This window comes from Sphaerisporangium siamense, from assembly GCF_014205275.1.
GTDB lineage: Bacteria > Actinomycetota > Actinomycetes > Streptosporangiales > Streptosporangiaceae > Sphaerisporangium > Sphaerisporangium siamense.
The window spans coordinates 1,545,983-1,568,937 of record NZ_JACHND010000001.1 but is presented as its reverse complement, the minus strand read 5'-3'; the positions used below and the strand labels follow the sequence as shown (position 1 = coordinate 1,568,937).

The following is a 22,955-nucleotide window of genomic DNA, read 5'->3' as shown; positions in this document are numbered from 1 at the left end:
ACGGCTGCCGCTACACGTCCAGGAATCGGACATCCCGTGCGTTTCTAATGATGAACGACCTGCGTGCCTCGACGTCCTCGCCCATGAGGACGGTGAACATCTCGTCGGCCTGGGCGGCGTCGTCGAGGGTCACCTGAAGGAGAACCCGGCTGGCCGGGTTCATGGTGGTCTCCCAGAGCTGGGCGGCGTTCATCTCGCCCAGACCCTTGAACCGCTGGATGCCGTCGTGCAGGCGCGGGTCGCGCCGGCCCTGGGCGACGCCCGCCTCGATGACGGCGTCGCGCTCGCGGTCGGAATAGGCGTAGCTGGCGTCCTCGCCCTTGCGGTCCCACTTGATCTTGTAGAGCGGGGGCTGGGAGAGGTAGACGTGACCGGCCTCGATCAGCGGCCGCATGAAGCGGAACAGCAGGGTCAGCAGCAGGGTGGTGATGTGCTGACCGTCGACGTCGGCGTCCGCCATGAGGATGATCTTGTGATAGCGGAGCTTCTCGATGTCGAACTCGGCGTGCACGCCGGTGCCCAGCGCCGTGATCAGGGCCTGGACCTCGGCGTTCTTGAGGACCCTGTCGATGCGGGCCTTCTCGACGTTGAGGATCTTGCCGCGGATCGGGAGGATCGCCTGGAACTTCGGATCGCGGCCGCCCTTGGCGGAACCGCCCGCCGAGTCGCCCTCGACGATGAACAGCTCGCACTTGTCGGGCTCGGTCCACTGGCAGTCGGCCAGCTTGCCGGGCAACCCTGAGCCGGCCTCCAGCAGGGACTTGCGGCGGGTGAGGTCGCGGGCCTGGCGGGCGGCGATGCGGGCGCGGGACGCCTGCAGGGACTTGTTGAGGATCTCCTTGGCCTCGCCCGGGTTGCGCTCGAACCAGTCGCGGATGGAGTCGTTGCAGGCCTTCTGCACGAACGACTTGGCCTCGGTGTTGCCCAGCTTGGTCTTGGTCTGGCCCTCGAACTGAGGGTCGGCCAGCTTGACCGAGATGATCGCGGTGAGACCCTCGCGGATGTCCTCACCGGTGAGGTTGTCGTCCTTGCCCTCTTTGAGGATCTTCTGCTCGCGCGCGTAGCGGTTGACGATGCTGGTCAGCGCCGCGCGGAAGCCCTCCTCGTGGGTGCCGCCCTCGGCGGTGTTGATCGTGTTGGCGAAGGTGTAGACCGACTCGGTGTACGAGGAGTTCCACTGCATGGCGATCTCGACCGAGATGCCGTCGCCGTCGGCCTCGAAGTCGATGACCGACTGGTGGACCGGCTCCTTCTTCGAGTTGATGTGCCGGACGAAGTCGGCGATGCCGCCCTCGTAGTGGTAGGTGACGGCGTGCGGCTCGCCGTTGACGTGGTCGGGCCGCTCGTCGCGCAGGACCATGGTCAGGCCCTTGTTGAGGAACGCCATCTCCTGGAAGCGGCGCGACAAGGTCTCGAAGCTCCAGGCCGTCGTCTCGAAGATCGAGTCGTCGGCCCAGAACCTGGTCGTGGTGCCCGTCTCGGCGGTCGCCTCGCCGCGGTCCAGGGGAGCGTTGGGCACGCCGCGGGTGTAGGACTGGCGCCAGACGCGGCCCTCCGTCCTGACCTCGACCTCCAGGCGCGAGGACAGGGCGTTCACGACCGCGGCGCCGACGCCGTGCAGACCACCGGAGACGGCGTACGACTTGCTGTCGAACTTGCCGCCCGCGTGCAGCACGGTGAGCACGACCTCGACGGCCGGGCGCTGCTCGCCGGGGACGATGCCGACGGGGATGCCGCGGCCGTTGTCCACGACGCGCACGCCGTTGTCGGCGAGGAGAGTGACCTCGATGTGGTCGGCGTACCCGGCGAGCGCCTCGTCGACCGAGTTGTCCACGATCTCGTAGACCAGGTGGTGGAGGCCGCGTTCTCCCGTCGACCCGATGTACATGCCGGGGCGCTTTCGAACCGCCTCAAGACCTTCGAGAACGGTGATAGAGCTAGCGTCGTAGGACAAGTGCCAAATCCTCCTGCCGCGGACACGCGGCAGGTCAGGCATGTCGAAGCTGCCCCTGCCGTGCCCGTCACCGTCGTGAGTGCCTCGATGCGACCACCCGGGGGTACCGGCCCGAGGCCAGGGGTGACTCGCATGCGGACGTGTCCGGAATCCGTCTTCATTCTACCGGTCAGAAGCGCATCAGGTGGCATTGACGACGGCTGTGGTGGCCTGTCGGGCGTTGAATACCCTCTTCGGCATCCCCCCACCGGGGATGGGGGTCATCACCGCCAACGGGATTCTGATCGGTTTCCGGGGGGTGACGGCCTCGCTCCGGCGGGTTGCCCCGCGGCGGGCGGGGCCGCTCAGCCGTAGGTGTCGCCGGGTCCCCTGCTTCCGGTAACGCGCAGACCACCCACGGGTCTCGGACCGTTCTGCGGGCCGCGCACCTTCACCCTCCGCACAGTACCGTCGCCCAGCTCCTCGTTCAGCCGTCTGACCAGCGTGGACGCCAGCAGGCGCACCTGCGTCGCCCAGGCGGTGGAGTCGGCGACGACCAGCACCTCTCCGTCGGCGAAGGTTTCGGGCTTGGTGTGGGCGGCGAGGTCGGGGCCGACGATCTCGTGCCAGCGGCCGAACACGCCCCCCACGGCGACCGGCTGCTCCCACCCGCGGTCGGCGAGCAGGTCGCGGATGGCGCGGCCGAAGAGCTGAGGGTCGCCGGACTCGCGCCGCGCCGCCGACGACCTGCGCCGGGGCTCGCGCCGGGGCAGGCGGCCGCGCTTGGCGGCGTCCGCCTTGGCCTGGGCCAGTTTCTCGCGCGCCAGGGCGGCCCCCCGCGCGGCCAGGCCCTCGGGCGACTGCACCCCCGTCGCCGCCTTGTCGGCGGCCGGATCACCGGACACGGGTGACGCTCCCTTCCGCGACGTCGAACCGGGCTCCCGCGAGCTGCGCGGGGACGTCCTCCGGCACCGCGGCGGTGATCAGCACCTGCTCGGCGGAGGCCACGATGCCGGCCAGGCTGCGGCGCCTGCGGCTGTCGAGCTCGGCGAAGACGTCGTCGAGGATCAGAACCGGGTCGCCGCCCTCGGCCCTGAGCAGGTCGTAGGCGGCCAGCCGCAGGGCGAGCGCGAACGACCAGGACTCGCCGTGGCTGGCGTAGCCGCGCGCGGGAAGCTCGCCGAGGCTGAGGAAAAGATCGTCGCGATGGGGGCCGACCAGCGTGACGCCGCGTTCCAGCTCGGCCGGGCGGGCCTCCAGCAGCGCCGCGCGCAGAGCCGCCTCCAGGGCCGCGCGGTCGGCCACAAGGACGCCCGGCTCTGTGGACGGCGGGCCGTCCTCGCCGGGTTTCGCGTCGTCCTCGGCTGTGGACTCTGTGGACCCTGTGGACAACGTGCTGCGGTAGGCGATGCCGGCGGGCGCCGAGGCGGGGGCGAGCAGCGCGTACGCCCCGGCCACGTACGGGCGCAGCGCCTCGACCAGCTCCAGCCGCGCGGCCAGCAGCTCGGCGCCGTGCCTGGCGAGGTGGACGTCCCACACCTCCAGGGTGGAAAGGGCGTCCCCCGCGCCGGCCGCCGAGAAGCCCGACTCGGCATCCTGGCGGCGCGGGCTCTGGCGCCGGCCCTGCCTGGTCTGCATGGCGCTGCGCAGCAGGGCGCCGCGCTGCTTGAGGACGCGGTCGTAGTCGGCGCGGACGCCGGCGAAGCGCGGCGCGCGGGCGACCAGCAGATCGTCGAGGAAGCGGCGGCGGTCGGAGGGATCGCCCTTCACCAGCGTGAGGTCCTCGGGCGCGAAGAGCACCACGCGCAGCAGGCCGAGGACGTCGCGAGGCCGCGAGACAGGGGAGCGGTTGAGCCGGGCCCGGTTGGCGCGGCCCGGGTTGATCTCGAGCTCGACCAGGGCGCGGCGGTCGTCGCGGACCACGACGGAGCGGATGATCGCCCGCGCGGCGCCCTGCCGCACGAGGGGGGCGTCGGTCGCCACGCGGAAGCTGCCCAGCGTCGCGACGTAGCCGAGCGCCTCGACCAGGTTGGTCTTGCCCTGGCCGTTGGGCCCCACGAACGCCGTCACCCCCGGCTCCAGGGCCAGCTCCACGGAGGAGTAGGACCGGAAGTCGGTCAGCGACAGATGGGCGACATGCACCTCACGAAGATTAGTGGGCCCCTACGACAACATGGGCACATCTCGCCCCCCGCGATGGCTTCCCGTGGCGATGTACGGCGTTTGGGGACCCGCCCGCCCGCCGGGCGACGAAGGAGACGCCACAGGCGCGCAACGGCCCCCTGAGAGGCTTGTGCGGCCGTACAGGCGGGGGTGTGCCCGCAGAGGGGTTCAGCCCTGGGCCTCCACGGGCGGGGTGACGTCGGCGCCCGGGGAGTCCGCGCCCTTGGCGTGCTGCCCCTCGGTCGAGGAGACGGCGTGGCCGCCGAACTGGTTGCGCAGCGCCGCGACCATCTTCATCGCCGGGGAGTCCTCCTGGCGGGAGGCGAAGCGGGCGTACAGCGCGGCGGTGATCGCCGGGAGCGGGACGGCGTGGTCGACGGCGGCCTGGACCGTCCAGCGGCCCTCCCCGGAGTCCGCGGCGTAGCCCTTCAGCTCCGACAGGTCGGCGTCCTCCTCCAGGGCGCGGACCAGCAGGTCGAGCAGCCACGAGCGGATCACCGTGCCGGTGCGCCAGCTCTTGAAGGTGGCGGGGACGTCGGTGACGAGGTCCGTGGCCTCCAGCAGCTCCCAGCCCTCGGCGAACGCCTGCATGACGCCGTACTCGATGCCGTTGTGGACCATCTTGGCGAAATGCCCCGCGCCGACCTTGCCGGCGTGGACGAAGCCGTCCTCGCCCTCGGGCTTGAGCGCCTCGAAGACCGGCATCAGCATGGTGACGGCGTCCGCCTCGCCGCCGACCATGAGGGCGTAGCCGTTGCGCAGGCCCCACACGCCGCCGCTGACGCCGACGTCCACGAACGAGATGCCCTTGGCGGCCAGCTCCTCGGCGTGCTTCTGGTCGTCGAGGTAGTGGGAGTTGCCTCCGTCGACGACGACGTCGCCGGGCGAGAGCAGCTCGCCCAGCTCACGGAGCGTCGCCCTGGTCGGGTCGCCCGCGGGGACCATCACCCAGACCGCCCGAGGGGTGTTCAGGCGCTCGACGAGCTCGCTCAGGCCGCCGACGTCGCTGACCTTGGGGTCGCGGTCGTACCCGACCACGTCATGACCGGCGCGCCGCAGCCGCTCGGCCATGTTGCCGCCCATCTTGCCGAGCCCGATCATGCCGATCTGCATATCAGCCACACCCCTCGATGAAGGTCTTTCTCATTCACGACGCCCGTCCGCGCCGTACCCGGCCGTTCCCCGCCCAATCGGGCGAGCGACCGGGATCCTAGCTGGAGAGGCGGATGGGCATGATGAGGTAGCGGTAGTCGGGTGTCATCCCGTCGTCCACAGGCTTTCCCGTCAGGATCGCCGGCTTGGTGGACGTGGTGAACTGCAGCCGGGCGACGTCGGAGTCGATCGCGCCGAGGCCCTCCAGCAGGAACTGGTGGTTGAAGGCGATGTTGATCTCGTCGCCGTCGAAGTCGACCGGCAGCACCTCGACCGCCTGGGCCTCGTCGCCGCTGCCGGCCTCCAGCACGACCTCGCCGCCGTGGAAGGCCAGCCGCACCGGGGTGTTGCGCTCGGCGACCAGCGCGACGCGCTTGACGGCCTCGACGAACGCCGACGTCGCCAGGTCGGCGTGGGCGGAGAACTCGGTGGGCAGCAGGGAGCGGTACTTGGGGAACTCCGGGTCCAGCAGGCGGGTGGTGGTGCGGCGGCCGGCGCTGGAGAAGCCGATCATGCCCTCGCCGGTGCCGCCGGTGGAGCTGAGCGCGATCTCGACCTCGGCGCCGGTGGTGAGCGACTTGGCGGTGTCGGCGAGGGTGCGGCCCGGGATCATGGCGATCGCCGAGAAGTCGGCCTGGTCGGGCTGCCACTTGAGCTCGCGCACGGCGAGACGGTAGCGGTCGGTCGCGGCGAGGGTGACCGTGTCGCCCTCGATCTCCATGCGGACGCCGGTGAGCATGGGCAGGGTGTCGTCCTTGCCGGCGGCGACGGCGACCTGGGCGACGGCGGAGGAGAACACGTCGCTGCCGACGCGGCCCGCCGCGGGGGGCATCGCGGGCAGGGAGGGATAGTCCTCCACAGGCATCGTCAACAGTGTGAATCTCGCACTGCCGCAGGTGACCACCGCTTTCGCGCCTTCCACCACGAAATCCACAGGCTGTGCGGGAAGGGCACGGGTGATCTCGGCCAGGAGACGGCCGGAGACGAGCACCACACCGGGGTCTCCGGTCTGCAACTCCAGGGTCACCTCGGCGGACACCTCGTAGTCGAACCCGGAGAGCTTGAGCTGCTGCTGCTTTTCTGTGACCTCAAGCCGCATGCCGGCGAGCACCGGCACGGACGGCCTCGCGGGCAGGCTGCGGGCGGTCCACGCCACAGCCTCTGCGAGCACGTCTCGGTCGACCCGGAACATCACGTGGATCCGCCTCCTGTTGATGGGCTGTGAGCCTGTCGGTAGCTGGGCGCCGGCGGGGAGCTTCCTCCCGGCCCGGGCGCTCCGCGCCGTCGGTGCAAGTTTTCACCCTCGCGCGCCGGAGCACCGCCGGAACCCTTCTATGGGTCTTGAGTTCTAAGTAGAGAGAGATACAGGTCATCTCATTAGGGGCCGTGGATACTGTGGAAGTCTAGTGTCTTCCCAGCTCAGAGGCCCTTAGTTGTCCACCGGGCCTGGGGATGACCGGTGGGTATCGCGGCCCGGCCTGGGGATGACGGAAGGTTACGCACAGGCCGTCCCCAGATTCGGGGGTCTTCATCCACGAGATATCCACGAGGTTTCCACCGGTTATCCACGGGGTAGGGCTCCAGCTTCGGAGGGTGCCGCGGCGCTTCCCACAGGGCGTCCACAAGTCTTCCACCGGTAGTCCCCAGGTCTTCCCCAGGATGTCCCCAGAGTTTTCCCCAGGCTCTGATGTCCGTTTCCTCGGCCGATCGCTTGCTTGTTCGCGTCCCTGGCGCCGGTTTCGCCGTATTCACTGACACTGTGCCCTGATCCACAGGGTTATCCACAGGCTGTGGATCATCAGGCGCTGCGGCTGTTCTGTTTGATGCGGTTCGTCAGCTCTGTGACCTGGTTGTACATCGACCTGCGCTCCGCCATCAGCGACCTGATCTTGCGTTCCGCGTGCATGACGGTGGTGTGGTCCCGCCCGCCGAACTGCTGGCCGATCTTGGGAAGCGAGAGGTCGGTGAGCTCGCGGGCCAGGTACATGGCGATCTGGCGTGCGGTGACCAGTACGCGCGAGCGCGAGCTTCCGCACAGGTCGTCGATGGACAACCCGAAGTACGCCGCGGTCTGCGCCATGATCGTGGCGATGGTGATCTCGGTGCTGGAGTCCTCGGTGATGAGGTCCTTCAGCACGACCTCGGCGAGCTGCAGATCGACGGACTGGCGGTTCAGGCTGGCGAACGCCGTGACGCGGATCAGCGCGCCCTCCAGCTCGCGGATGTTGGTCGAGATCTTGCTCGCGATGTATTCGAGCACGTCACCAGGGGCGGCGAGCCCTTCCTGGATCGCCTTCTTGCGCAGGATCGCGATGCGCGTCTCCAGCTCGGGCGGCTGCACGTCCGTGATGAGCCCCCACTCGAACCGGTTGCGCAGACGGTCCTCCAGGGTGACGAGCTGCTTGGGCGCGCGGTCGCTGGAGATCACGATCTGCTTGTTGGCGTTGTGGAGGGTGTTGAAGGTGTGGAAGAACTCCTCCTGCGTCTGCTCCTTGCCCTCCAGGAACTGGATGTCGTCCACGAGCAGGATGTCCACGGCCCGGTACCGGGCCCGGAAACCGTCCGCCTTGTGGTCGCGGATCGAGTTGATGAAGTCGTTGGTGAACTCCTCCGAGCTCACATACCTCACCCGGGCGCCGTCGTAGAGCCTTTGGGCGTAATGCCCGATCGCGTGGAGCAGGTGGGTTTTCCCCAGCCCCGAATCGCCGTAGATGAACAGAGGGTTGTAGGCCTTCGCCGGCGCCTCGGCCACCGCGACCGCGGCCGCGTGCGCGAACCGGTTCGACGCGCCGATGACGAACGTCTCGAAGGTGTATTTCGGGTTCAGCCGGGCGGGCTCGCTGGGCTTGCCGCCCCGGCTGTCCCAGCGATTCTGCACAGGACGGTCGAAACCATCCGCGTCCTGGCGCGGGCGCGGCGGCTGGGCCTCTGGCCTGCCCGGATACGAGGGCTGGGCGGCGTACCCGCCTGTGGACGAAGAGGCGTACGGCTGGCCGCCCTCGCCCCGGGAGAACTGCTGGTCGTCACGGGGAAAACGCTGCGGAGCCTCGCCGCGGGGAAAGGAGTCCCCCCGGGGGAACGGCTGCGGCTGGTCGCCGTGGGGATAGCGCCGGCCGCCGTCGTCGCGGGGGTACGACTGCTCGGCCGCGGGCGCGTCGGAGGAGGACGCCTGGTCGGGGCCCTTGTCACGGCGGTCGCCGAAGGAATCCTGCCCCTGGTAGCCGTCCTGGGGATACCCCTGGGACGCCCCGCCGGGCGCGTCGTCGTAGGAGCCCTCGGAGTTGCCCCCATAGCCGTAGGAGAACGCCCTGTCCTGTGGCCTGGCCTGTGGATAGCCGGTGGATATCCCGGGCTCGCGAGACGGGGGCTGCGCCAAAGACCCTTGCCCACCAGGCTTTCCGTACCCCTGCTGCGGTTGTCCACCTTGGGGATAACCGTCGTTCCTGGGCGCCGCTCCCTGGGGATAACCGTCCGCGCGCGGAGGCCGGGCGTCGCCGGCGCCGGCCATCGGGTCCACGATGACGGCCAGGCGCAGCGGGCGGCCGAACCCCTGGGACAGCGCGTGCGCGAGCATCGGCAGGAGCTTGGTCTCCAAGACGTCCTTGGCGAAGTCGTTGGGCGCGGCGAGGAGGATCGTGTCGTTGGTGAGCCCGATGGGCTGCGTCATGTTCAGCCAGGCACGGTGCTGAGGCGGGACGCTGCCTTCCGCGAAGCTCTCCAGCGCCCGGGCCCACAACGTGCCGAGGTCGACGCCATCCATTGGCCGGCCCCTCCTCCCTTGACGCGGCCCCCGCACGCTCGCCGCGATTCGTTATCCACATGGACTCCCGCCGGAGCTGACTCCGCCGGTGCCGGGCCTCGCGGCTGTCCCCACAGCGTTGTCCGCAGGCTCCTCTCGGTGGTCCACACATGGTCCACACTGGGTCCACATTCTTTCCACAACCCTCGGACGCGCTTCCATGCACTTCGACGAGCGGGAGGGAAGGTTCCGGAGGGCCGACAGTAGCGCTGTGCACACCCCTGTTCAAGACGTTGTCCACAGCCTACTGGCTGGCCGGGGGAGGCATGATGCACATCCTGTGGATGACGTGGCGCCGGTGGAAAAAGGGGCTGTGGAACAGTGGATAACCTGCGGCGCGGCCAGAGGCGGGCGCGCCCGGTTTGACCTACGCCCCGCGTGCCCCGTAACGTACGACGGTCGGCTTGTCGCGCGACGGCGCTTCGGCGTGCCCGCGCATCCGACAGGCCTTGCCCTGTGTGTCACTCACCCGCACCGCGTGCGGGTGAACTCAAGCCTGGAGCCCACTCGTGAGCAAGCGTACTTTCCAGCCGAACAACCGTCGCCGCGCGAAGACCCACGGCTTCCGGCTGCGCATGCGCACGCGGGCCGGCCGCGCGATCCTCGCCGCCCGCCGTCGCAAGGGCCGCGTGGAGCTCTCCGCCTGACGGCGCGGAGCGTCCGGTGCGTGTTCGTTCGCCCGTCGGAACTGACCGGCGGGCGATAGCCGTGCCCGGACCCGTGCCGGTCTGAAAGCAGGTCCGCTCGTGTTGCCGTCCGCCTCCCGCATGCGGCGGGGTGAGGAGTTCGCGAACGCGATCCGGGGAGGAAGACGCGCCGGACGCCCCACCCTCGTCGCCCACCTGAGCGACCGGGGCGATCCCCAGGCCCCGCCCCTGGTCGGCTTCGTGGTCTCCAAGGCCGTCGGCGGCGCGGTCGTCAGGAACCGCGTCAAGCGTCGCCTGCGTCACCTCATGCGGCACCGCCTGCACTCTCTACCGAGAGGTAGCCTGCTTGTTGTACGCGCCAATCCACAGGCGGCGTCCGCGCGAAGCGAGCACCTCGCCGCCGAGCTCGACGTCGCGCTGGATCGACTGATCGGGCGGCGGTCGCCTGAAAGGCGGCAGGGTCGTCCGGCCGCGACGGATGGACGATCATGACAAGCCGAGACACGGAGGCCGGGACACGGGCCGCCACCCCGGTGCGCTTCGCGCTGCCGGGCGCCGTCCCGAGCCCGACGACGCCCTCCGCGGCGGTCTCTCCGGCGGCGCGGGTCCTGCTGGGCCCGATCCGGTTCTATCGAGCCTTCATCAGCCCCCTCCTCGGGCCGCGATGCCGCTTCGAACCATCCTGTAGTGCCTATGGCCTCGAAGCGATCGCCGTCCACGGCGCGGCGCGGGGGCTGTGGATGACCGTCCGGCGAATCGGGCGTTGCCACCCCTTCCACCCGGGAGGTTACGACCCGGTGCCTCCGCGCCCGGTCCGGTCCCACGACGAAACGCAAGGGAGCTAGCTCGGTGGAGCTGTCATTCCTGGAGCCGCTGTACAAGGCGGTCGCTACGGTGATCGCCTGGATTCACGGGGCCTACAGCGTCATCATCCCGCCCGACAACGGGTTGAACTGGGCCCTGACCATCATCACGCTCACAGTGCTGATGCGACTGCTGATCTTCCCGCTCTTCCTGAAGCAGATGCGCTCCTCCAAGAAGATGCAGGAGCTGGCCCCCAAGGTCCAAGAGCTGCGCAAGAAGTACAAGAACGACAAGCAGCGCATGAACCAGGAGGTCATGAAGCTGTACCAGACGGCCGGCGCCAACCCCCTCGGGGGCTGCCTGCCGATCGTGGCACAGTTCCCGATCTTCATCTCGGTCTTCACCGTGCTGCGCTCCATCGCCGAGGACAAGGCCGCGCACGGCATGACCCAGGAGATGGTCGACAGCGCCCGCGCCGCGCACATCTTCGGCGCGCCGGTGCCGGCGACGTTCTTCACCAGCGCCCACGACATCCAGGCGTTCGGCGCCGACCCGATCATGACGAAGATCGTGCTCGGCATCTTCGTGGCGATCAGCTCCACCACCACCTTCCTGACCGTCCGGCAGAGCGTCCAGCGCTCCATGGCGCAGATGCCGGACAACCCGATGGCCCAGCAGCAGAAGATCTTGATGTACATCTCGCCACTGTTCGCGGTGTTCAGCCTGAACTTCGCGCTCGGGCTTATCCTTTACTGGGTCACCACCAACCTGTGGACGCTCGGTCAGCAGCATTGGTTCTACAGCCGTCACCCGATGCCGGTCGTCGACGCCAAGGGCAACGTGGTGCAGCCTGAGCCCAAGCCAGGGCTAATGAGCAGGATCCTTCCGGGCAAGGCCGCCGCCAAGCAGGCGGACGCGCCCCAGGACGCGCCGCCCGCGCCCGAGCAGAAGATCATCCGCCAGCAGCCCAGCAGGCAGCCGCGCAGCAAGCGCACAGGTAGCAAGAAGTCGTAGCCGGTTGTCTAAAGGAGTCCGGACGTGACAGAGGTCAACGAGGAACAGGCTCAGCAGGCCGCCGTGAAGGCCGCCCCTGACGTCGCCGCCCTGGAGCAGGAGGGCGAGATCGCGGCCGACTACCTCGAAGGGCTGCTGGACATCGCCGACCTCGACGGCGACATCGACATGGACGTCGAAGGCGACCGCGCCCTGGTCTCCATCGTCGACATCAAGGGCGGGCATCTCGTCGGCCCGAACGGTGAGGTCCTGGAGGCCCTGCAGGAGCTGACCCGCCTGGCGGTCCACCGCCGTACGGGCGAGCGCTCCCGGCTCATGCTCGACGTGGGCGGCTACCGCCAGGGCAGGCGGGTCGAGCTGAGCAAGCTCGGCGCGAAGGCGGCCGAGGACGTCAAGCGTTCCGGGGAGGCGAAGTCCCTGCAGCCGATGACGCCGTTCGAGCGCAAGATCGTGCACGACGCCGTGGCCGCCGCGGGGCTGCGCAGCGAGTCCGAGGGCGAGGAGCCCGACCGCTACGTCGTCGTCCTGCCCGCCTGACGCGTCAGCGGGGTCCCTGAACGACGCAGGCCGCCGGTCCCGTGAGGGATCCGGCGGCCTGTCGGTTTTCCGGGCTCTTTCCGGCGAGGAGGAGCCGGGCATCCGATGCGTCGCTTATGTTGTAACCCCCCGATCGGGACGGCCGTGGCCGCCCCTCCCCCGACATCGCGATCTTTGACCGGCTCTTGAACCGGCGATGACCCACGATTCCCTGGCCGGCGGCTCATGCCGCGCGTGCGCGTCGTCCACACGACCGCCGCGTCGGAGCGATGAAGACCGCCGGGACGGCTACCCTTACGCGGGGATGCTGTGACGGTTCTAGTTGAGTGAGTGATGGCGGAAAGCGACGAGCTGCCCGACGCGCCCGCTGTGGCGCGCGAGGTTTTCACCGGCGAAGCATGGCCCCGGGCCCAGGCGTTCGCGGAGATGCTGGCCGGTCCCGGCGTCGTGCGCGGGCTTCTTGGGCCGAGAGAGATCCCACGCGTCTGGGATCGACATCTGCTGAACTGCGCCGTGGTGGCCGAGGCCGTGCCGCAGGCGGCGCACCTCGTCGACATCGGCTCCGGCGCGGGCCTGCCCGGAGTGGTGCTGGCGATCGTGCGGCCTGACGTCCAGGTCACCCTTCTGGAACCTCTGTTGCGCAGGACGACCTTCCTTGAGGAATGCGTGGAGGGGCTGAAGCTTGACAACGTCGAGGTGGTGCGCGGGCGTGCCGAGGAGCTCGCCGGCCAGCGCACCTTCGACGTCGCCTCCGCCCGCGCGGTCGCTCCCCTGGACCGTCTGCTCTCGTGGTCCATGCCCCTTCTCCGGCCCGGCGGCCAGCTCCTGGCGATGAAGGGGGAGCGCGCGGCGGAGGAGTTGGACGCCGCGACACAACAATTGCACTCCTATGGGGTGGAGACCGCCGAGCTTGTCACGGTCGGGCGCGGTAAGGTCGATCCGCCCGCGACTCTTGTCCGGGTGGTCGCCGGACGCTCGCCAGCTCGACGCGCGCAAGCCACGCGGCGCCGACGGAAGAGGTGACGGTTATGCCGGACACGGCAGGCGGCCTTGGCTGGCCGGGTAGTCATGTCTCCGCCACAAGCGGGAGGCCGTCCGGCCTCGGCTGGCCGTCAGTCCACGCCGAGCCGGTCGAAAGGACGACGGCCGTCTCACAGTCCCCCCGTAACTCCGGCGATTCGCCCCTGGTCCGAGAGGCGCTCAGCTCAGTGGTTTCACGTGAAACAGCCCCGTCAGCTCCCGTGGCCGCCGCTTCGATCGGCTACTCCTCAGGTATGCGTGAGGGCGACTGGCCCCGTCCTCCCAAGTGTCGCGTCATCACCATCGCCAACCAGAAGGGCGGCGTCGGCAAGACCACCACGGCGGTGAACCTGGCCGCGGGGCTGTCGATGCACGGCCAGCGCGTCCTGGTCGTGGACCTCGACCCGCAGGGGAACGCCTCGACGGCCCTGTCCGTCGAGCACCGCGGTGACATCCCGTCCGTCTATCAGGTGCTGGTCGATGACATGGCGCTCGCCGAGATCGTCAGGCCGGTGCCGGACATGCCCAACCTCTACTGCGCGCCCGCGACGATCGGGCTGGCCGGCGCCGAGATCGAGCTGGTGTCCCTGGTGGCGCGCGAGGCCCGGCTCAAGCGCGCCCTGCAGGCCTACGACGCCGTCGAGCTCGACTACATCCTCATCGACTGCCCGCCCTCGCTCGGCCTGCTCACCGTGAACGCCATGGTGGCGGCGGAAGAGGTCATGATCCCCATCCAGTGCGAGTACTACGCGCTCGAAGGGGTCAGCCAGCTCCTCCAGAACGTCGAGCTCGTCCGCGTGCACCTGAACCAGGCCCTGAAGGTCTCCACGATCCTGCTCACCATGTACGACGGCCGCACGCGGCTGGCGTCCCAGGTCGCCGACGAGGTGCGCTCGCACTTCAAGGACACGGTGCTGAACACGGTGATCCCCCGCAGCGTCCGGGTGTCGGAGGCGCCGAGCTACGGGCAGTCCGTGCTCACCTACGACGCCGGATCCAGCGGCGCCATGGCGTACATGGACGCCGCCCGCGAACTCGCCTTCCGGGGGGCCACGGTGGCGGAAGGCTGACCCGGTCCGGTGGCGGCGCCTTCTGCGGAGGAGGGCACGCGCCGGGCCCGACCGGTACGTCAGGATCAAGTCGAAGACGCGGCGGCGGCGACGAGGACGGCCGTCCCGCGCGAGCGGGCCGTTGGGCGAGGAGGAAGTCGTGGCTCAGCAGAGGCGTGGTGGATTGGGGAAGGGACTCGGCGCCCTGATCCCCACCGGGCCGATCATCGAGGCGGCGGGCGGTGCGGGCACGATTGCCGAGGCCGCTCCGGTGGACGACGGGCCGAAGCCCGTCGCCGGCGCCTATTTCATGGAGATCCCTGTCAAGGCGATCACGAGGAACCCGCGGCAGCCCCGTGAGATCTTCGACGAGGACGCCATCACCGAGCTGGCCGACTCCATCCGCGAGGTCGGCCTCCTCCAGCCGATCGTCGTACGCTCCCTGGGCGACGGAACGTACGAGCTGGTCATGGGGGAGCGGCGCTGGCGGGCGTCCAAGCTCCTCGGGCTCGACGAGATCCCCGCCATCGTCAGGAACACCCAGGACGACGCGATGCTCCGCGACGCCCTGATCGAGAACCTCCAGCGGGAACAGCTCAACGCGCTGGAAGAGGCGGCCGCGTACCGCCAGCTCCTGGACGACTTCGGCGCCACCCACGAACAGCTCGCCCAGCGCGTCGGACGGTCCCGCTCGCACATCACCAACACGCTCCGCCTGCTGAACCTGCCGGGCAACGTCCAGGTCCGCGTCGCGGCCGGCACGATCAGCGCGGGCCACGCCCGGGCGCTCCTCGCGCTCACCGATCCGGCGGGCCAGGAACACCTCGCCTCCCGCATCGTCGCGGAGGGCCTGTCCGTCCGCACCGTGGAAGAGATCGTCTCGATGGGGGAGGCGACCGCCGCCCCGGCGCCCCGCGCCCGCCGCGCCAAGGACGCCCCCGATCCGACGCTGTCCCACCTCGCCCACCGGCTCTCCGACCACTTCGAGACCCGGGTGAAGGTCGATCTCGGCCGCCGCAAGGGACGCATCGTCGTGGAGTTCGCCTCGATGGACGACCTTGAGCGCATCATCAGCGCCATGGCTCCCGGAGCGGCGCTGGAGGACTGACGCGGGTCGTCCCGTGGCGCCGTTTCACGTGAAACACGCGCCCCGTGCCCGGGGTCAACTCTTGAGCACCTGGCGGATCGCCGTCACGAACGTGTCCACGTCCTCGGGTGTGGTGTCGAAGGCGGTCATCCAGCGGACGGTGCCGGTGCCCTCGTCCCACACGTGGAAGGCGAAGCGGGCGCGCAGCTCGTCGATCGCCGCCGCGGGCAGCGAGGCGAAGACCGCGTTCGACTCGACCGGCCAGCGGATCGCCAGGCCGGGAAGGTCCGCCACGCCGTCGGCGAGCCGCCGGGCCATGGCGTTGGCCTGATCGGCGTTCCGGCGCCAGAGCCCGTCGGTGAGCAGCGCGGAGATCTGCGCCGAGACGAAGCGCATCTTGGAAGCGAGCTGCAGCGTCTGCCGGCGCAGGAACGGGCCCGCCTCCGCGAGTTCGGGACGCAGCACAATCACCGCCTCGCCGACCATCGCGCCGTTCTTGCTGGCGCCGAAGCTCACCACGTCCACGCCCGCGTCGGTCGTCAGCGCGCGCAGCGGGCACCCGAGGAAGGCGGCCGCGTTGGCCAGGCGGGCGCCGTCCATGTGCAGCGTCATGCCGTGGTCGTGCGCCGTGCGGGCCAGCGCGGCGACCTCGTCCGGCGTGTAGCAGGTTCCGAGCTCCGTCACCTGCGAGATGGAGACGACGCTCGGCTGCACCTCGCTGATGTTGCCGCGCCCGCCCAGCCGGGCGGTCACGTCCCCGGGCGTGAGCTTCCCGTCGGGCGTCGGCACCGTGATCAGCTTGACGCCGAGGACGCGCTCGGCCGCACCCGTCTCGTGCGTAGCGATGTGCGCGGTGTCCGGGCAGATGACCGCCTCGTACCGCCGCCCCAGCAGGAGGCTGAGGCTGAGCATGTTGGCCCCGGTGCCGTTCAGGACGACGAGGCTCGCGGCCGCGTCCCCGAACTCGGCGCGGATCTGACCGGAGAGCACGTCCGTCCACCGGTCGTCGCCGTAGGCGGGCGCGTCCCCCTCGTTGGCGGCGACGGCGGCGGCCACCACGGACGGGTGCGCGCCCGCGTGGTTGTCACTGGCGAAGCTCTTGGGGTGAAGGGTTTCGATCACGCCCGCAAGGCTATGCCGCCCGGGCCGGCGCCGGACGGGGCGGATGCCGCGAGCCGCCCCGGGACGCTAGGCGGCGGCGCGGCGGACCGCGGCGCGCAGCAGGGCCGCGCAGATCTGCGACAGGTCCTGCCCGGCGGCCTCCACCGCCATGGGCAGCAGCGAGGTCTCCGTCATGCCGGGCGCCACGTTCACCTCCAGGAAGTAGGGCTCACCGGAGGCGTCGACGATGATGTCGGTGCGTGACAGGTCGCGCAGGCCGAGGGCCGTGTGCGCGGTGATCGCCATCTGGGCGCACGCCTCGGCGACCTCCGGGCGCAGCCGCGCGGGGGCGAAGAACTCGGTGTGCCCGGCGGTGTAGCGGGCGGAGTAGTCGTACACGCCCTCGTCGGCGACGATCTCGACGGGCGGCAGCGCCGCGGGCCCGTCGCCGACGTCGACGACGGACACCGCGACCTCCACGCCTTCGATGTACCGCTCGACCAGCGCGGTGTCCCCGTACGCGAAGCAGCCCACCATCGCGGCCGGCAGCTCGTCGGCCTTGCGGACGATGGACGCCCCGAGCGCCGACCCGCCGCGCGACGGCTTGACGAACAGCGGCAGCCCCAGGCGGTCGATGATGCGGGCCAGCACCGCTGAGGCGCCGAGGTCGTGGAAGGTCTCCTTGGGCAGCACGACCGCCTCGGGCGTGCGCACCCCGACCGATCGCACGACGGTCTTGGCGGTCGGCTTGTCGAAGGCGATCCGGCAGGCGTCCGGCGCCGCGCCCACGTACGGGACCGACAGCAGCTCCAGCACCGAGCGGATCGCGCCGTCCTCTCCGCTGCCGCCGTGCAGGGTCACGAACACCGCGTCCGGCGGGTCGGCGAGGACGGAGGGCACCAGCGAGGAGTCGGTGTCGCGCGTCTCGACGTCGATGCCGGCGGCGCGGAGCACCTCGCTCACCCGGCGGCCCGAGCGCAGCGAGACCTCGCGCTCGTAGGACAATCCGCCCGCCAGCACCAGCACATGGCCGAGATCGCTCATCGAGCACCTTTCTCGTTTCCGGAGATGAGAGAGACCGGTCCGAAGACGAAAGGACCGGAAGATGGGACGCGGCGCCCCGCCGGAGGGGGGCGCCGCGCGTCGACTTCAGGCTACGTCGGGCCCGGGGGTGTCCACCCCGGAGTGCGACGGCGCCGAGCCCGTGCCGAACGTGTCGCGGATGACCAGCTCCTGCTCGATCACGCCCGCCAGGCGCCGCACGCCCTCGCGGATGCGGTGCGGCTCGGGGTAGCAGTACGACAGGCGCATGTTGCGGGCGCCGGACCCGTCGGCGTAGAAGCCGGTGCCGGGCACGAACGCCACCCGCTCGGCGACCGCGCGCGGCAGGATCGCCTTGGAGTCCAGCCCCTCGGGCAGCGTCATCCACACGAAGAACCCGCCCGCGGGGCGGGTCCACGAGCACCCGGCCGGCATGAGCGCCTCCAGCGCGGCGAGCATGGTGTCACGCCGCTCCCGGTACAGCTCGCGGAACGTCTTGATCTGCTCACGCCACGGCTGGGTGGCCAGGTACTGGCCGACGGCGAGCTGGGAGAAGCTGGAATGCGACAGCACGGCCGACTCCATCGCCAGCACCAGCTTGTCCCTGACGGCGTGCGGGGCGAGCGCCCAGCCGACGCGGAAGCCGGGCGCGAGGGTCTTGGAGAACGACCCCAGGTACACGACCCCTTCCGGGTCGTCCGCTCGTAATGCCCGCATCGGCTCGCCGTCGAAGCCCAAAAGCCCGTAGGGGTTGTCCTCCACGACCAGCACGCCGGCCCGGTGGCAGATGTCCAGCACCTGGCGGCGGCGGGCCGCGTTGAGCGTGACGCCGGCGGGGTTCTGGAAGTTCGGGATGGTGTAGAGGAACTTGATGCGGCGGCCCTGGCGCGCCAGCGAGGCGATCGTCTCGGCGAGAGCCTCGGGGACGAGCCCGTGGTCGTCCATGGCGACGTGGACGACGGACGCCTCGTAGGCCGAGAACGTGCCGAGCGCGCCGACGTAGGACGGGCCCTCGGCGAGGATCACGTCGCCCGGGTCGATGAAGATGCGGGTGATCAGGTCGAGCGCCTGCTGGGAGCCGACGGTGACGACGACGTCGTCCGCGCCCGCCTCGATGCCCTCCAGGCGCATGACCTCGCAGATCTGCTCGCGCAGGTGCGCGTCGCCCTGGCCGGAGCCGTACTGGAGCGCGACGGTGCCGCGCCGTGCCACGAGGTCGGCGACGAGCTCGCCGACGCTGTCGAGGGGGAGGGCCGTGACGTACGGCATGCCGCCGGCCAGCGAGACCACCTCGGGCCTCGATGCGACGGCGAAAAGAGCTCGGACCTCGGAGGCCACCATCCCGGCCGCGCGTGCGGCGTACCGGTCGATGTAGGCGTCGATGCGCGACCCGTGGGCCGCCGTACTCCGACCGTGATCCTGCTCTTGCGTCACGGTCCACCTCCTCGTCGTTGCCGGCCAGGTTTCCTGCCGAAGACACCAGGGTACGGCAGGGGCCCCTCGTGTCCCATGAATTTGCCTCACTAAGCGGACATCTGTCGCGAAGCGCACAAATTACCCGCCCCTTCGCGGTGTGCGACGCCCGGTCACGCGGGTCGGATGGCGGAATCGCCGTGATCCGCTTTCACTCGGCTACCATGCCAGACTGGAGACGCCGTAATTCATGGGCTTTTCCGCCATGACTCGCGCTCGTCTCGCAAGGATTGGGGGTCCTGAGGTGTCGCGCCGGCTCGTGAACATCACACTCGACAATCTCGACGATCTGCCGCGTCGCTGCCGGCGCTGCGTCTTCTGGGAACTCGACCCCGTCAGCGGAGAACGCGCCCAGCTCGCCGGCGACCCCGGGCTGGAAAAGGAGGCGTGGATCTCCGCCACCCTGCTCGAATGGGGAAGCTGCGGAAAGATCTGTTACGTCGACGGGGTTCCCGCCGGTTTCGTCCTGTACGCGCCCCCGCTGTACGTGCCGCGCTCGGTCGCGTTCCCGACCTCGCCGGTGAGCGCCGACGCCGTCCTGCTGATGACGGCCCATATCATCCCCGAGTTCTCCGGCGGCGGCCTGGGCCGCATGCTCATCCAGGGAGTGGCGAAAGACCTCACGCGGCGCGGTGTCCGGGCGATCGAGGCGTTCGGCGACCTGAAATGGGAACAGCCGGGCTGCGTCCTGCCTGCCGAATACCTGCTCGCGGTCGGTTTCAAGACCGTCCGGCCGCATTTGCGCTTTCCCCGCCTGCGGCTGGAGCTGAAGACCGCCGCCTCATGGCGTGAGGACGTCGAGGTGGCCCTGGAACGGCTCCTCGGCTCCATGACCCCGGAACGAGCCCTTCGCCCGGTCTGAGGCGATCTCAGCCCTTCGTCGCGCACGTACGCAGAAGCCCCCCGCGCCGTCTGGCACGGAGGGCTCCTGGGTGGGTGCCGCTTCGGAGAGCGGTGGTACGGCTCTGTGCGGGCCGCAGGGGCGTCAGATGACGCCGTCGAGCTCGCGGAGCAGCATGGCCTTCGGCTTGGCGCCGATGATCTGCTTCACGACCTCTCCACCCTTGTAGACGTTCAGGGTCGGAATCTGGAGTACGCCGTAGTCCCGCGGAGTCTGCGGATTCTCGTCAATGTTGATCTTGACGATGCTGAGCTTGTCGGCGTGCTCGGTCGCGATCTCCTGCAGGATCGGCGCGACCTGGCGGCACGGACCGCACCACTCGGCCCAGAAGTCCACGAGCACCGGCTTGTCGCTCTTGAGGACTTCGGCCGCGAACGTGGCGTCGGTCACGGACTTGATCTCGCCCAAGGTTCTCTCCCTTAACTCTGTGCGGTGGCGTGGTCGGCGAGCCAGCGCTCGGCGTCGATCGACGCAGAACAGCCGGTGCCCGCGGCCGTGATCGCCTGGCGGTAGGTGTGGTCGACGACATCGCCGGCGGCGAAGACGCCATCGATGTTGGTCCTGCTGGTGGGGGCGTCGACGACGACGTAGCCCTCGTCGTCCAGGTCGAGCTGGCCCTTGAAGAGCTCGCTGCGCGGGTCGTGCCCGATCGCGATGAAGACGCCCGACACCGGGAGTTCGGTCTCCTCGCCGGTCTTGATGTTCTGCACCTTGACGCCGGTGACACGGGTGTCGCCGAGCACGTCGGTCACCACGCTGTCCCAGACGAAGCTGATCTTCTCGTTGGCGAACGCGCGGTCCTGCATGATCTTGCTGGCGCGGAGCTGGTCGCGGCGGTGGATCACCGTCACCGAGCGGGCGAACCGGCTCAGGAAGGTGGCCTCCTCCATCGCGGTGTCGCCACCGCCGACCACCACGATGTCCTGGTCGCGGAAGAAGAAGCCGTCACAGGTGGCACACCAGGAGACGCCGCGGCCGGACAGCCGCTTCTCGTTCTCCAGACCGAGCTCACGGTAGCCGGACCCGGTCGCGACGATCACCGTGCTGGCCAGGTAGGTGTCGGTGTGGGTCTTGACCACCTTGGGGCTCTGCGTGAGATCGACCTCGACGACGTCGTCGGCCACGAGCTCGGCGCCGAAGCGTTCCGCCTGCTTGCGGAAGTTGTCCATCAGCTCCGGGCCCAGGATGCCGTCGGGGAAGCCGGGGTAGTTCTCCACATCCGTGGTGTTCATGAGCGCGCCACCCGCGGTGACCGAGCCCTCGAACACGAGCGGATTCAGATCCGCGCGGGCGGCGTAGACCGCCGCCGTGTACCCGGCAGGCCCCGACCCGATGATGATGACATTACGGACGTCGCTCACGCTTCCAGCCTCTCCTGCCCGTGGATGGTCACTGGCTCGACCGCAGGTCCGGGACCCCTGCGCCGCCGCACCGGCCGGTCGTTGCCGCCTCGTCGTCGGTGCCAGTCGCCTCAACAGATCCTAGGCGCACGCCATTCCCGACCCTCCACGCACCGCTCACCGACACGGCGAAGTCCCCCGAGGGTACTTCCCCGGGGGACTTCGATGACGTGATCGGCGGGCGGTGCGCCCTGTTTCCCTTACTACTGCCAGCGGCCCACGGCGGGCTGCCGCACGTTGGCGCAGTCGTCGTTGACGACGTACACCCAGACGGCGTTGCGGAAGCGGTCCTTCCAGAAGGCCATGACCGTGGCCTCGTTGCCCTCGTAGAACCCCTGGTCGACGCCGATGGGCGTGGGCGGCTTGGTGCCGAGCTTCTTCCCCACCCGCGCGGAGATCTTCGACACACAGCGGACGACCGTGGGGTCGGCCGACGCCGAGCCGTCCGAGCCGGGGCCGGTCGCGCCGACGTAGGTGACCAGCGGGCCGTCCAGGACGCTGCTGGAGTAGTTGTAGTCGCTCTTGCCGACCATGTAGCCGCGCGGCTGCTGGGTCGAACCGGGGCTGGTCGAACCCGTGCCGACCACGCCTCTGCTCGGCTGCCTGGTGGGCGTCGGGGCGCTCGGCTCGGGCAGGGCGACGTTCGTGCCGCCCGTCCCTCGCTCGCCACCGGAGGCGGTCAGCAGGCTGGAGGTCAGCCCTGCTCCTCCGATCACGACGGCCGCGGCGACGCTGGCCGCCACGGGCATGGCCCACGGACGCCGCCGGGACGCGCGCCTGCGCCTGGCAGGGACGATCGTGCCGTCGTCGGCGACGACGCCGAGCGGGACGACCTCTTCGGTTCTCTCCACGGCCGGTGGCGCCACCTCGGGCGGCGCCGCAGGGGTCTCCCAGGGGGAACCCGCCATGATGCGGTCCCAGTCGGGCGCCTCGTCGAGCTTCAGGCCGCCTTCCCGCCGGGACTCCGCCTCGGCGCCGAGCGCCTTGTCGATGCGAAGCGCCACGCCCATGGGCATCGCCGGCACCGGCATGGCCGCGAGCACCTCGCGGACCGCGGCGAGCTCGGCGAGGCTCTCCCCGCAGGGGTCGCATACCGCGAGATGCTCGCGGACCCGCGCGGCTGTGTCGACGTCGAGGAGACCCTCGGCCAGTTCGGCCAGGACCTCGAAGTCGTAGTGCGTATCACCCGTCACGAAGTTCTGCTCCCTTCGCGGATGAGACGCGAGTTAGGTCGGAACGGTTCCGCAGATGCGAAAGAATCGGGGCAAGTTTCGCGCGGCCTCGCGCGCAGCGGCTCTTGATCGTGCCGGTCGGCACGCCGAGCACCTGGGCGGCGTCCTCCACCGAGTAGCCCATCATGTCGACCAGCACCAGCGCGGCGCGCTGGTCGGCGGGCAGGAGCTTGAGCGCCGCCGTGACCTCCATGGACACGTCGCGATCGCCCGTGTGGTCGGGGATCGGGGTGTCCCGCTCGGCGGCCTCGACGAGCTCGTCGTCGGCGACCGGGCGGATCGACTTGCGGCGCATGCGGTCGAGGCAGGCGTTGACGACGATGCGGTGCAGCCAGGTGGTGACGGCCGCCTCGCCGCGGAAGCTGTCGGCCTTGCGGTAGGCGGAGACGAAGGCGTCCTGCACGGCATCGGCCGCCTCGTCCGGGTCACCGAGAGTGCGCAGGGCCACGGCCCACATGCGATCTCGGTGGCGGCGGACGATCTCGCTGAACGCGTGTGGATCACCGCCGATATGGCGGGTCAGCAGGTCGGCGTCGGAGGACGCGGACCCCGCGGCCTGCTGCGCCGCCGGTGGGCTATCGGGGGGAAGGTTCACAACGCGT

Annotated in this window: 21 protein-coding genes and 2 pseudogenes; 9 read left to right on the top strand and 14 right to left on the bottom strand. The window is 70.0% G+C overall.

The genetic code is table 11. The annotated features are described in order from the left end of the window. Positions 1-10: 10 nt before the first annotated feature. The 7 genes and pseudogenes from gyrB to BJ982_RS41110 form a co-directional block, all read right to left on the bottom strand. Positions 11-1,954, bottom strand: coding sequence for a DNA topoisomerase (ATP-hydrolyzing) subunit B (gene gyrB / locus BJ982_RS07290; protein ID WP_445009396.1), 1,944 nt, complete (start codon positions 1,952-1,954; stop codon positions 11-13). 344 nt (positions 1,955-2,298) lie between these two features. Next, complete coding sequence (locus BJ982_RS07285) at positions 2,299-2,838, bottom strand: DciA family protein (RefSeq protein ID WP_307784631.1); 540 nt, start codon at positions 2,836-2,838, stop codon at positions 2,299-2,301. Then, the gene (gene recF / locus BJ982_RS07280; RefSeq protein WP_184877739.1) at positions 2,828-4,075 is read right to left on the bottom strand and encodes a DNA replication/repair protein RecF; all 1,248 of its coding nucleotides are present in this window, start codon (positions 4,073-4,075) and stop codon (positions 2,828-2,830) included. Before recF ends, BJ982_RS07285 begins: the two co-directional genes overlap by 11 nt. A gap of 189 nt (positions 4,076-4,264) precedes the next feature. Continuing rightward, the gene (gnd, locus tag BJ982_RS07275; RefSeq protein WP_275411681.1) at positions 4,265-5,218 is read right to left on the bottom strand and encodes a phosphogluconate dehydrogenase (NAD(+)-dependent, decarboxylating); all 954 of its coding nucleotides are present in this window, start codon (positions 5,216-5,218) and stop codon (positions 4,265-4,267) included. An 88-nt stretch (positions 5,219-5,306) separates the two neighbouring features. Next, positions 5,307-6,443: a DNA polymerase III subunit beta gene (gene dnaN / locus BJ982_RS07270; RefSeq protein WP_184877735.1), complete on the bottom strand. Its 1,137-nt coding sequence runs from the start codon at positions 6,441-6,443 to the stop codon at positions 5,307-5,309. Positions 6,444-7,046: 603 nt separating this feature from the next. Beyond that, a pseudogene (dnaA, locus tag BJ982_RS07265) lies at positions 7,047-8,554 on the bottom strand (chromosomal replication initiator protein DnaA); the annotation flags it as partial. A gap of 259 nt (positions 8,555-8,813) precedes the next feature. After that, a pseudogene (locus BJ982_RS41110) lies at positions 8,814-9,008 on the bottom strand (DnaA N-terminal domain-containing protein); the annotation flags it as partial. A gap of 548 nt (positions 9,009-9,556) precedes the next feature. Between BJ982_RS41110 and rpmH the strand changes: the two are divergent. From rpmH to BJ982_RS07225, 8 genes are all read left to right on the top strand, one after another. Next, the gene (gene rpmH / locus BJ982_RS07260) at positions 9,557-9,694 is read left to right on the top strand and encodes a 50S ribosomal protein L34 (protein WP_012895733.1); all 138 of its coding nucleotides are present in this window, start codon (positions 9,557-9,559) and stop codon (positions 9,692-9,694) included. 120 nt (positions 9,695-9,814) lie between these two features. After that, positions 9,815-10,186: a ribonuclease P protein component gene (gene rnpA / locus BJ982_RS07255; RefSeq protein ID WP_221315014.1), complete on the top strand. Its 372-nt coding sequence runs from the start codon at positions 9,815-9,817 to the stop codon at positions 10,184-10,186. Beyond that, on the top strand, positions 10,183-10,539 hold the full coding sequence (gene yidD, locus BJ982_RS07250; RefSeq protein WP_184877731.1) for a membrane protein insertion efficiency factor YidD: 357 nt from the start codon (positions 10,183-10,185) through the stop codon (positions 10,537-10,539). The genes rnpA and yidD overlap by 4 nt, the downstream gene beginning before the upstream one ends. A 4-nt stretch (positions 10,540-10,543) precedes the next feature. Continuing rightward, a complete protein-coding gene (yidC, locus tag BJ982_RS07245; protein WP_184877729.1) occupies positions 10,544-11,512 on the top strand; it encodes a membrane protein insertase YidC in 969 nt (322 codons plus the stop codon). 24 nt (positions 11,513-11,536) lie between these two features. Beyond that, positions 11,537-12,049 carry a Jag family protein gene (locus BJ982_RS07240; RefSeq protein ID WP_203959053.1) on the top strand — a complete coding sequence of 171 codons (513 nt, stop codon included), beginning with the start codon at positions 11,537-11,539 and terminating at the stop codon, positions 12,047-12,049. Between the two features lie 333 nt (positions 12,050-12,382). Beyond that, positions 12,383-13,072 (top strand): 16S rRNA (guanine(527)-N(7))-methyltransferase RsmG, encoded by a 690-nt coding sequence (rsmG, locus tag BJ982_RS07235; protein ID WP_184877727.1) that lies wholly within the window; start codon positions 12,383-12,385, stop codon positions 13,070-13,072. Positions 13,073-13,323: 251 nt separating this feature from the next. Continuing rightward, positions 13,324-14,139: a ParA family protein gene (locus tag BJ982_RS07230; protein ID WP_184877725.1), complete on the top strand. Its 816-nt coding sequence runs from the start codon at positions 13,324-13,326 to the stop codon at positions 14,137-14,139. Positions 14,140-14,278: 139 nt separating this feature from the next. After that, entirely contained in the window at positions 14,279-15,226 is a 948-nt protein-coding gene (locus BJ982_RS07225) for a ParB/RepB/Spo0J family partition protein (protein ID WP_184877723.1), read from the top strand. 54 nt (positions 15,227-15,280) lie between these two features. Here the strand turns inward: BJ982_RS07225 and BJ982_RS07220 are convergent, their stop codons facing one another. The 3 genes from BJ982_RS07220 to BJ982_RS07210 all read right to left on the bottom strand — a co-directional run bounded on the left by BJ982_RS07220 (position 15,281) and on the right by BJ982_RS07210 (position 18,688). Further along, a complete protein-coding gene (locus BJ982_RS07220; RefSeq protein WP_184877721.1) occupies positions 15,281-16,327 on the bottom strand; it encodes a threonine aldolase family protein in 1,047 nt (348 codons plus the stop codon). Between the two features lie 66 nt (positions 16,328-16,393). Then, positions 16,394-17,350 (bottom strand): D-alanine--D-alanine ligase family protein, encoded by a 957-nt coding sequence (locus tag BJ982_RS07215; protein WP_184877719.1) that lies wholly within the window; start codon positions 17,348-17,350, stop codon positions 16,394-16,396. Positions 17,351-17,455: 105 nt separating this feature from the next. Next, entirely contained in the window at positions 17,456-18,688 is a 1,233-nt protein-coding gene (locus BJ982_RS07210; protein WP_184888520.1) for an aminotransferase-like domain-containing protein, read from the bottom strand. Positions 18,689-19,079: 391 nt separating this feature from the next. Between BJ982_RS07210 and BJ982_RS07205 the strand changes: the two genes are divergently transcribed. Next, complete coding sequence (locus BJ982_RS07205) at positions 19,080-19,682, top strand: GNAT family N-acetyltransferase (protein ID WP_239122960.1); 603 nt, start codon at positions 19,080-19,082, stop codon at positions 19,680-19,682. A gap of 123 nt (positions 19,683-19,805) precedes the next feature. Here BJ982_RS07205 and trxA read toward each other — a convergent pair whose 3' ends face one another. The 4 genes from trxA to sigM form a co-directional block, all read right to left on the bottom strand. Further along, complete coding sequence (trxA, locus tag BJ982_RS07200; protein ID WP_221482284.1) at positions 19,806-20,129, bottom strand: thioredoxin; 324 nt, start codon at positions 20,127-20,129, stop codon at positions 19,806-19,808. A gap of 11 nt (positions 20,130-20,140) precedes the next feature. Beyond that, complete coding sequence (gene trxB, locus BJ982_RS07195; RefSeq protein WP_184877716.1) at positions 20,141-21,082, bottom strand: thioredoxin-disulfide reductase; 942 nt, start codon at positions 21,080-21,082, stop codon at positions 20,141-20,143. 242 nt (positions 21,083-21,324) lie between these two features. Next, positions 21,325-22,314 (bottom strand): anti-sigma factor family protein, encoded by a 990-nt coding sequence (locus BJ982_RS07190; RefSeq protein ID WP_184877715.1) that lies wholly within the window; start codon positions 22,312-22,314, stop codon positions 21,325-21,327. Then, positions 22,304-22,948 (bottom strand): RNA polymerase sigma factor SigM, encoded by a 645-nt coding sequence (sigM, locus tag BJ982_RS07185; protein ID WP_184877714.1) that lies wholly within the window; start codon positions 22,946-22,948, stop codon positions 22,304-22,306. The genes BJ982_RS07190 and sigM overlap by 11 nt, the downstream gene beginning before the upstream one ends. Between the last annotated feature and the right edge of the window lie 7 nt (positions 22,949-22,955).

Excerpts from the sequence above, each read along its gene's own strand:
- rnpA (WP_221315014.1), top strand. The coding sequence starts at position 9,815 with ATGCGGCGGGGTGAGGAGTTCGCGAACGCGATCCGGGGAGGAAGACGC.
- yidD (WP_184877731.1), top strand. The coding sequence starts at position 10,183 with ATGACAAGCCGAGACACGGAGGCCGGGACACGGGCCGCCACCCCGGTG.
- rsmG (WP_184877727.1), top strand. The coding sequence starts at position 12,383 with ATGGCGGAAAGCGACGAGCTGCCCGACGCGCCCGCTGTGGCGCGCGAG.
- BJ982_RS07230 (WP_184877725.1), top strand. The coding sequence starts at position 13,324 with ATGCGTGAGGGCGACTGGCCCCGTCCTCCCAAGTGTCGCGTCATCACC.
- BJ982_RS07215 (WP_184877719.1), bottom strand. The coding sequence starts at position 17,350 with ATGAGCGATCTCGGCCATGTGCTGGTGCTGGCGGGCGGATTGTCCTAC.
- BJ982_RS07210 (WP_184888520.1), bottom strand. The coding sequence starts at position 18,688 with ATGGTGGCCTCCGAGGTCCGAGCTCTTTTCGCCGTCGCATCGAGGCCC.